Origin of the sequence: Nostoc sp. UHCC 0251, from assembly GCF_034932245.1 — a bacterium.
In the GTDB taxonomy this organism is placed as follows: Bacteria; Cyanobacteriota; Cyanobacteriia; order Cyanobacteriales; family Nostocaceae; genus Nostoc.
In genome coordinates, this window is sequence record NZ_JAYGHD010000037.1 from 21,519 (window position 1) to 31,611 (window position 10,093).

The 10,093-nt window shown below is 38.8% G+C and carries 7 protein-coding genes; all 7 read left to right on the forward strand.

Features of this window, described 5'->3' with window-relative positions; genetic code table 11:
- Positions 1-253: 253 nt before the first annotated feature.
- The 7 genes from VB740_RS07305 (at position 254) to VB740_RS07335 (ending at position 9,909) form a co-directional block, all read left to right on the forward strand.
- A complete protein-coding gene (locus VB740_RS07305; RefSeq protein ID WP_323199378.1) occupies positions 254-388 on the forward strand; it encodes a hypothetical protein in 135 nt (44 codons plus the stop codon).
- A gap of 1,464 nt (positions 389-1,852) precedes the next feature.
- Entirely contained in the window at positions 1,853-3,082 is a 1,230-nt protein-coding gene (locus VB740_RS07310; protein WP_323199379.1) for a sedoheptulose 7-phosphate cyclase, read from the forward strand.
- 4 nt (positions 3,083-3,086) lie between these two features.
- Positions 3,087-3,920 carry an O-methyltransferase gene (locus VB740_RS07315; RefSeq protein WP_323199380.1) on the forward strand — a complete coding sequence of 278 codons (834 nt, stop codon included), beginning with the start codon at positions 3,087-3,089 and terminating at the stop codon, positions 3,918-3,920.
- Positions 3,921-4,196: 276 nt separating this feature from the next.
- Entirely contained in the window at positions 4,197-5,225 is a 1,029-nt protein-coding gene (locus tag VB740_RS07320) for a D-alanine--D-alanine ligase (RefSeq protein ID WP_323199381.1), read from the forward strand.
- 287 nt (positions 5,226-5,512) lie between these two features.
- The gene (locus tag VB740_RS07325; protein WP_323199382.1) at positions 5,513-6,892 is read left to right on the forward strand and encodes an ATP-grasp enzyme; all 1,380 of its coding nucleotides are present in this window, start codon (positions 5,513-5,515) and stop codon (positions 6,890-6,892) included.
- Positions 6,893-7,016: 124 nt separating this feature from the next.
- Positions 7,017-8,345 carry an ATP-grasp domain-containing protein gene (locus VB740_RS07330; RefSeq protein ID WP_323199383.1) on the forward strand — a complete coding sequence of 443 codons (1,329 nt, stop codon included), beginning with the start codon at positions 7,017-7,019 and terminating at the stop codon, positions 8,343-8,345.
- An 889-nt stretch (positions 8,346-9,234) separates the two neighbouring features.
- Positions 9,235-9,909, forward strand: a complete 675-nt coding sequence (locus VB740_RS07335; protein WP_323199384.1) for a hypothetical protein — start codon at positions 9,235-9,237, stop codon at positions 9,907-9,909.
- Positions 9,910-10,093: the final 184 nt, after the last annotated feature.

A 10,093-nucleotide genomic window follows, 5' to 3' on the forward strand; every position in this document is an offset into this window, starting at 1 on the left:
CAATCTCAATATTTTTTTAGCCTAGATTGAGAAATATTAAGATTTTTTAAAAGTAATTTAAATAAATTTTGTTTGTTAAAAATACTCAATTTTTTATATCGAAAGTAACTAAGCGATCGCGCCAACTAAAATGATGAATTATAGGTTGAAGTTTAAATTGATACAGAGACAGATTGCCAAAATCCTTAATTTAACCTCATCTATGTTGAAACCTAGAGTTTTTTAAAAGATATATTTATGTAGGTTGGGTGGAGTGAAACGCAACCCAACATTACCACCAAATTTTATGTTGGGTTACGCTATCGCTGCACCCAACCTACAAAACTACGGTTCTCAAGGTAGACGAGGTTTTGTTACAGCTTTCTGCCTTCTGAAGCATCCAGTGTAGCTTCAGTAAGTCGGCGAGAGAATTTCAATATATGTAAACTTAATTCTTTGAAACCCCTAAATTTATTATTTATGGGATTTACCAACTGTGCCTCCAGCATAGCTGCCTCCGGCCATGTTGGTTTTCAAAAGTTTGTGGTTTACTGAACATTGTCTGTTTTATACGCAGACATAAGTAATACCAAGTTGTCTTTGCTCGGATTATTTGCTTAAGAGCCAGTTTAGTAGAGATTTGGATTCTAAACAAGACAAATTTTGGCAACCCTCCATAATATCAGGTTCAAATAAGTCAATTCCATCTTCTGTATAAAATATCTATCTTTAGACATACTTTTTTAAAAAAGTCTTGTTATTCAGTACACTCCGTATGGTGGATTGACTTAAATATATTTACATATGTTATGATTTTTATCGTTCTAATGTTATGATTTGTGTTGTAATTTTAATTTACCAGATGGAAGATTATTTGCTAAATTAGGCTTAAATAGCTTAATTTAGAACTTTAAAGGCAATTCAAGCAAACTTAGAAAATTTTAAAACACACCCGTTCCTTAAACAAAGTTAAGGTTTTGTTACTAAAAACTTAGATATTTTTAAATTCTGAATTTTTAGGAGTTACCGAGGTAGGTGTGTTGAATACTGAGCAGTAACTTGATTGAATGAAAAAAGAGTTTTACTGCCACTCTGAATAGAGTGTAGTGAGTCATATTTGTTTTTAACCATTTTATGGTTTGAGACTAATGCTAAAAAACAGTTAGCTGAGAATTAATCATGCCTGTAATCTCAAATTCAGCCTGGAGAAAAACAATATGGTTAGTTTACTAAAATAGGACTTTTGCAAAGTCTAATGGTTTAAATTTGATAGAGACAAACATAATGGAGTTAATAAAAATTCAGATAAACTTCCTAAAAGTAAAGTCTACTGTTATTCTGAAGTAAATATAAGATTCTGAGTTTAGCGATATAAGGTTTGATACTAATGCTAAAAAACAGCGAACTAACAGTTAATCAAGGTTCTAATCTCAAATTTAAGCTTGGGGATCAACGATACAATCAGTTTTTTAGGATAGAATTTTTGCGGAATCGTACAGTTGGAAAGCCACTAAAGTAAAACATAGTGGAATAAATCTCAATTAAGATGAATTTTCCTCTCACTAAAGTCAATAATCCCGAAAGAAAGCGTGCAAGTATTATGGAAAAATCTTGATACTGGGACTAGTTGACTACTTTAGAGGCTATCTTAAATTAGAGATTAGTCCAACTACAGAATTTACTCCAATGAATGGTGTTGTTTAATAACATTGCCAGTCAGAAATATAAGTAAGCTTTTTTCTTGAAAGCTCATTTAGTGATCTCTTTAATCTCAAACGATAAAGAGCATTATTTTCTGCTGGCATAACATTAGGGTAAATCGGAATTATTACCGAAATCTCACAATTTTTTAATTGGAATAAGGTCAATACACATGAATAAAGTTCAAGCATCCTTTGAAGCTACGGAAGCTGCGTTTCACGTGCAAGGTTACGAAAAAATCGATTTTAGTCTTGTCTATGTGAACGGTGCATTTGATATTCAAAACAGAGAAATAGCAGATAGCTATGCGAAATTTGGTCGCTGTCTGACTGTAATTGATGCCAACGTCCATGAACTTTATGGCGATCAGATCAGGTCATATTTTAGGCACTATGACATTGATCTGACAGTATTTCCGATCATGATTACAGAGCCAGCTAAAACCCTGGCAACGTTTGAAAAAATTGTTGACGCTTTTTCAGATTTTGGCTTAGTTCGTAAAGAACCAGTCTTAGTCGTCGGTGGTGGTCTAGTTACTGATGTGGCTGGGTTTGCTTGCGCTTCTTACCGTCGCAAGAGCAACTATATTCGCATTCCTACCACGTTGATTGGTTTGATTGATGCAGGTGTAGCGATTAAGGTAGCAGTTAATCACCGCAAGTTAAAAAATCGCTTGGGAGCATATCATGCACCTTTGAAAGTGATCCTGGATTTCTCATTTTTGAAAACCTTGCCAACCTCTCAAGTTCGTAATGGGATGGCAGAGTTGGTAAAAATCGCTGTAGTTTCTAACTCCGAAGTCTTTGAACTGCTATACGAGTATGGCGAAGAACTACTTTCCACTCACTTTGGACATGTGAATGCGACACCGGAAATTAAAGAGATTGCCCATAAAGTCAACTATGAGGCAATCAAAACTATGTTGGAGTTAGAGACTCCTAACTTGCATGAACTAGACCTCGATCGCGTTATTGCCTACGGTCACACTTGGAGTCCTACTCTAGAATTAGCACCTCAGATACCCCTATATCATGGTCATGCGGTCAATATAGATATGGCTTTGTCTGCAACCATTGCAGCACAACGGGGCTATATTCCAACAGGAGAGCGCGATCGCATCCTAGACTTGATGAGTCGTATAGGTTTATCACTCGATCATCCTCTACTAGATGGGGATTTGCTCTGGGATGCTACCCAGTCTATAAGCTTGACACGAGACGGCAAACTACGTGCAGCCATGCCTTGTCCGATTGGTGAGTGCTTCTTTGCCAACGATCTGACTCGTGAAGAACTTGATGCTGCTTTAGCCGAACACAAACGTCTTTGTGCTAAATACCCTCGTGGTGGGAAAGGTGTTGACGCATACATTGAAAGTCAAGAAGCCAAGCTAGTAGGGGTGTGAAAATATGACGAGTGTTTTAGGACGAGAAACAGCTAGGCCGATAACGCCACACAGTATCTTAGTAGCCCAGCTACAGCAAACCCTCAAATTGGCAGAAGAGAAGAACATTCCCATAGAGATATTAGATTCTTTGCGGCAGGGAGTTCAATTAGCGGCAGGTTTAGATCCCTACTTGGATGATTACACCACGCCCGAATCGAGCGCATTGACAGCATTGGCGCAAAAAACAAGCATTGAAGACTGGAGCAAGCGCTTCAGTGATGGTGAAACAGTGCGTCAACTAGAGCAGGAGATGCTCTCAGGACATCTTGAAGGACAGACATTGAAAATGTTTGTTCACATGACCAAGGCAAAGCGTATTCTAGAAGTAGGAATGTTCACAGGGTATTCAGCCTTAGCAATGGCAGAAGCATTACCAAGTGATGGGCAACTTATCGGTTGCGAAGTAGATCCCTATGTTGCTGAATTTGCTCAAGCTTGCTTTAGTGAGTCTCCCCACGGCGACAAAATCGTTGTGGAAGTAGCACCTGCTCTAGAGACGCTCTACAATCTGGCTGCGAGAAAAGAAGTATTTGATCTGATCTTCATTGATGCGGATAAAAAAGAGTATGTAAAGTACTTCCAGACCATTTTGGATAGTAACTTACTAACTCCCGACGGCTTAATCTGTGTGGATAATACTTTGTTGCAGGGACAAGTTTACTTACCACCCGAACAACGTACCGCCAACGGTGAAGCGATCGCTCAGTTCAACCGGATTGTTGCCGCCGATCCTCGTGTAGAGCAAGTTCTCTTACCCATCCGAGATGGTATAACCCTGATTAGACGCGTTGTGTAATCGAAAGATGAGGAAATGAGCAGAGAAGTCTAAGCCTTGGCTTAGACTTCAAAAGAATAATTTTTCGCTTGCTTCCTCATCTCCCCTGAAGCTGTTTTTTGCGATCGCAGTTGTTAGGGAACTCCAAGAAATAAATTATTCAACATTGTGGGGTGGGCATCTTGCCCGCCCAGTCCATAGGGCGGGCAAGATGCCCACCCCACAAGAGTTAATTGAATATTTTTTTATTTGGAAGTCCTTTATATAAAAATACAGCAGTATTTAGGAATATGAATCATGCCAGTACTTCGCATCCTTCATTTAGTTGGATCTGCATACAATGATTTTTACTGTCAGTTGTCACGCAATTACGCCCAAAGCTGTCTGGTAGCTACGGCAAATCCATCGCTCTATGACTTTCTGATTGCATACATCACACTCGATGGCCTGTGGCGATTTCCTTCCTCTCTCAGTCCAGAAGATATTGCTGCCGCTAAACCGATGTCTTTATCAGATGCCATACATTTTATAACAACGCAAAACATTGACCTGATGTTGCCACAAATGTTTTGTCTCCCTGGAATGACTGACTACCGGGCACTATTCGACTTGCTTAAGATCCCTTATATAGGCAATACTCCCGATGTCATGGCAATCACAGCCCACAAAGCCAGAACCAAAGCAATTGTCGCAGCAGCAGGGGTAAAAGTGCCTTCTGGAGAACTGCTCCGCCAAGGAGACGTTCCGACAATTACACCTCCAGTAGTCATCAAACCCGCAAATGCCGATAACTCTTTAGGGGTGTCCTTAGTCAAAGAAAAGAGTGAGTATGACGCTGCCTTGAAAAAAGCATTTGAATTTGCAGATGAAGTGATTGTAGAAACATTCATTGAAGCCGGTCGAGAAGTCAGATGCGGCGCTATTGTCAAAGATGGGGAACTAATCGGTTTACCCCTTGAAGAGTATCAGATAGACCCGGAAACCAGACCCATCCGCAGCTATACTGACAAATTCAAAATACCAATTGAGGGCGACTTGGCTTCAACTGCTAAAAATTATGTCCCAGGTTGGATTGTAGATATTAATGACCCGATCACCCAAAAGGTTCAGCAAGAAGTTAAGAAGTGTCATTTGGCTTTGGGCTGTCGCCATTATAGTTTATTTGACTTCCGGATCGACCCACAGGGACAACCTTGGTTCTTAGAAGCTGGGTTGTTTTGTATTTTTGACCATAACGCGGTAATTGCCTGTACGGCGAACGCGGCGGGAATTCCTTTAAATGAGTTATTTACGACGGCGATCAATGAAGCGTTGAGTATAACCTAATGTCAGGCAAATCACCTTTTTACCTTTCTTCTGACTTGGAATAACACAAGGTCTTCGCTAGCGATAAGTAATAGAACTTTAATATACACCCTGGCTATAAAATAGAGCGATCACCTGAAAATCTAATGACTTCAATTGCTTATGCAACACCTATTTCTACTCCAGGCAATCTCTATCTAAAAAATAAAGAATAAATATTCTACATTTAGCAAAAAAATAGAGACGTTTACCCCTCTTGAAGAATTTTATTGAGTCAACCAAGCATATATCATGTCACAATTACAACTATGAGGGAGCAGATTTTTGCGATATTCCAAAACTTGGGCACTCTTGCATTACTAGCGATCGCATTTCCCTTTAACTGTACTGTCGTACTTGCATCGCTGCTGTGGAATTTTTTCAGCAGATCGGATGCTAATCTTGTGGTATCGAACGAGAATCCTAAAAACATCTTGATCGGTGGTGGTAGAATGACCAAAACCCTTCAGCTTGCGCGATCATTTCACGCTGCTGGGCATCGAGTCATTTTATTTGATCTTGACAAATACTGGTTCAGTGGTTATCGATTTTCTAACTCTGTGGCTGCCTTTTACACAGTTCCTGACTCGCAAGAAGACTTAGAAGGTTATACTCAAGCCGTGCGTGCGATCGCTAAAAAAGAAAACATAGATTTTTTTGTCCCGGTAGGTATTTTTGCTGCCAGCTACTTTGACTCCGAGCGCAAACCAGTGTTATCAGGCTATTGCGAGAATTTCCACTTCGATGCTGATACCATGAAGATGCTGGATAACAAGTTTACTTTTGCAGAAATTGCCCGATCATTCTCGTTATCTGTTCCGAAAACCTTCCTAATTACAGATCCCGAACAAGTTCTTAAATTCGACTTTGCCAACGAAAAGCGCAAGTACATTCTCAAAAGTATTGTCTATGACTCTGTTTTACGCTTGGATTTGACCAAGCTACCAATGGAGCCTTACGAAAAAATGGCGCTTCATGTTAAAAGTAAGCCAATTAGTAAAGATAATCCTTGGATATTGCAAGAGTTTATTCCCGGTACAGAATACTGTACTCATGATACAGTGAGAAATGGTGCATTAACGGTACATTGCTGCTGTGAATCATCTGCTTTTCAAGTCAATTACGAAAACTTTGAACACCCAGAAATTAAAGAGTGGGTGAGTCATTTTGTCAAAGAACTACAACTGACTGGACAACTTTGTTTTGACTTCATTCAGGCAGAAGATGGGGCGATTTATGCGATCGAGTGCAATGCTCGCGCTCACTCTGCAATTACAATGTATTATAACCATCCTGGTTTAGCGGATGCCTATCTTAGTAAAGAGCCTCCGGCTGAACCTCTGCAACCCCTGAGTGATAGTAAGCCTACTTATTGGCTTTATCACGAACTTTGGAGACTTAATGAAATTAGATCGTTAAAGCAGTTACAAAAGTGGTTTAAAAATATTTGGCGAGGAAAGGATGCAATCTTTGAAGTTAACGATCCACTACCGTTTTTAATGGTACATCATTGGCACATTCCTTTGCTATTACTTGATAGTTTGCGCTCCTTACGAACTTGGGTGAGGATTGATTTCAACATCGGCAAACTCATACAGTTTGGAGAAGACATAAAATATGGCAATACCTCTGTAACCCCTAAGTTATAGTCAGCCTAGTTATTGGCTTGAACACGAATAGAGACTTAATCAAATTAGCTCGTTAAAGCAGTTGCAATTGTTTCAAAATATTTGACGAGGAAAAAATACAATCTTTGATGTCACAATTCTAACTATGAGAAAGAATATTTTTGTAGTGTTCCAAAACTTGGGCACTCTTGTATTACTAGCGATCGCATTTCCCTTAAACTGTATCGTCGTCTTAACATCGCTACTGTGGAGCTTTCTTAAGCAACCATTCAATAAGTCAATTGTTGTCAACCCCAATTCTAAAAATATCTTGATTGCTGGCGCGAGAATGACTAAAACTCTTCAGCTAGCGCGTTCATTTCATGCTGCTGGACATCGGGTTATTATAATTGACATTGAGAAATTCTGGCCCAGTGGTAATAAATATTCCAACTCAGTTGCAGGCTTTTATACTGTTCCCGATCCCAGCAAAGACTTAGAAGGCTATGTTGAAACCCTACACGCGATCGCTAAAACAGAAAAGATCGACTTTTTTATCCCGGTAGCGATTTTTTCCGTTATTCACTACGATCAAGGCAAGCCACCATTACCAGACTTTGTAGAGTTTTTCCACTTCGATGCTGATATCACAAAGCTCCTGGATGACAAGTTTGCCTTTTCTGAAACAGCGCGATCGTTCGGTTTATCTGTCCCCAAATCCTTCAAAATTACCGATCCCGAACAAGTCCTCAACTTCGACTTTTCTCAGGAGAAACGCAAATACATTCTTAAAAGCATCCCCTACGATCAAGTGCGTCGCTTGAATCTCACCAAGCTACCTTGCGATACAAAATCAGAAACAGCAGCATTTGTCAAGAGTCTGCCCATCAGTGAGGAGAAGCCCTGGATTATGCAGGAATTCATCCCTGGAAAGGAATACTGTACTCACACTACCGCGCGAGATGGAGAGTCAAGAATGTACTGCTGCTGTGAGTCATCCGCCTTTCAAGTCAACTACGAAAACGTTGATCAGCGAGAAATTATGCAATGGGCGAGTCATTTTACCAAAGAATTAGGAAAAACCGGGCAACTTTCCTTTGACTTTATCCAAGCAGAAGATGGAACTGTTTACGCGATTGAGTGTAATCCCCGGACTCACTCCGCCATTACTATGTTTTACAATCATCCAGGAGTAGCGGATGCCTATCTTGGTAAGGAGCCTCTGGCTGAATCTTTGCAGCCTCTTAGTGATAGTAAGCCAACCTATTGGCTGTACCACGAAGTTTGGCGGCTGAATGAGATTAGATCGTTTAAGCAACTGCAAACCTGGGTAAGAAACATCAGGCGGGGGAAAGAAGCAATTTTTGAGGTGAGTGATCCCTTACCCTTCCTGATGGTACATCACTGGCAGATTCCCTTACTCATTCTCGACAATTTACGAAAACTCAAAGGTTGGATAAGAATAGATTTTAATATGGGCGAGCTTATAGATTGATAGCAATCCGCATTCTAAAGCGTAATTTAGTATGCTCCACATGACCTTCTAGACTGGGGATGCCCTTAACTTCTAGAGGTCATGGATTAATACATTTGAAAGTAGAAACTCTCTATTACACGAATATTTAGGGAACTCCAAAAACTAAATTATCCAATACAATCGTTAGATTCTTCTGTTTCTGCTCATCCAACCCTGCTTAAAAGGCAGCTAAAATTTGAATTCCCCTCATGATGCCTTATGCAGAGATGAACTTGTGATACAGATAAATATGACTTTCCAGCATTTCGGCACAATCTAAATCAATGCAATTATTCTTTTTATATTGCTATAGAGCCATTAGACATCTCCGAAAATGGATGTAGAGACGTAGCAGTGCTACGTCTCTACAAGGTTTCTGGATAAGGCATATTTAATTTTTGGAGATGTCTATTTCAATCATGGATGACAGAAATTCAATATGGTTCAGCTTATCTAGATTATGCCCATTGAGATGGCAAAGTTCATCAAAACTTCAAAAAATCAAGATATAAATAACTTGAATATTTTTTGGATGTATGAAATAATTCCATAATTGTTACTTAACCTTTACTTAATCCTATACCCTTGTAAAGCAGGTGTTTCACATTTAACGAGCTAATCAAGCAGTTTATCAAGTTACAAAAATTACTCTTTTATGACCTAAGTATACTGAAGTATGTTTGGTGAATATCTGGGCTGATAAGTAAACTTATCTTTATCAGTCATCCACCGCATATGTCCATAAATAGTCATCTTACGCGGGTAGAAAAATCATATTTCCACAGCAGATATTCAAGCCTAAAACAATAATCCTTAAAAGGCTAAAAATAGCTGCGGGAAGTGAACTAGATAATTAAGGTGGGAACTCATGACAAACTTAATTTTTCAAAAATCAAGCTATCTTGATCAATTTAAAGTTTTTCTATTAACATTTTTAGCAACAATTATTCCATTTTCTTTACTGGTAATAGCTTTCAAATTAAAAACCAAAATACCTGCCGACTATTTGACGAGAGATCCCTCTGCCATAATGAATGCGCCTTTTTATGTGGGATTTTTCTCAAATATTGGTATATTGTTTTGGTGTTCTTGTGCAAGCATCTGCCTTTTTAGTTACGCACTACTCAAAAAAGATATTAGAGCTAAAGAATATTCCTCATTTTTTTTGTTTTCTGGACTCCTGACATCTTTGTTACTATTAGATGACTTTTTTTTAATTCATGACAGTATATTTCCAGATTATTTACATATTAATGAAAGGATCATTTACGTAAGTTACGTCGCACTTGGATTAATATTTTTTCTAAAATTTAAAGCTATCCTGAAGAAAACTGAATTTCTGATTCTATTATCTTCTGTAATATTTTTTGGATTATCAATTATTTGTGACAAAATTTTTACCAATATGCCTATTGTCATAGAAGATACGTTTAAATTAGTAGGAATTACGACTTGGTTTACGTATTTCACGAGGATATGCCTAAAACGGATAAATACGCTTCTAAGTTTGTCAGTTTTGCAGAAAGAGTCTTTGTTGCGCTGAATTTTAGACATAAAAGAGAAAAATGCTCAGATTAATTCATTGAAAATTCATAAGAATGTAACAGAAGCGAGTAGGAGACGCTACGCGTAGCTTGCTTCCACAGAGTAGTACGCTATCACAAAATTTGTGACGTAATTGCGTTAGCGTAGCGGGGCGTAGCCCATTGCGAATTGCGAATTGCGAA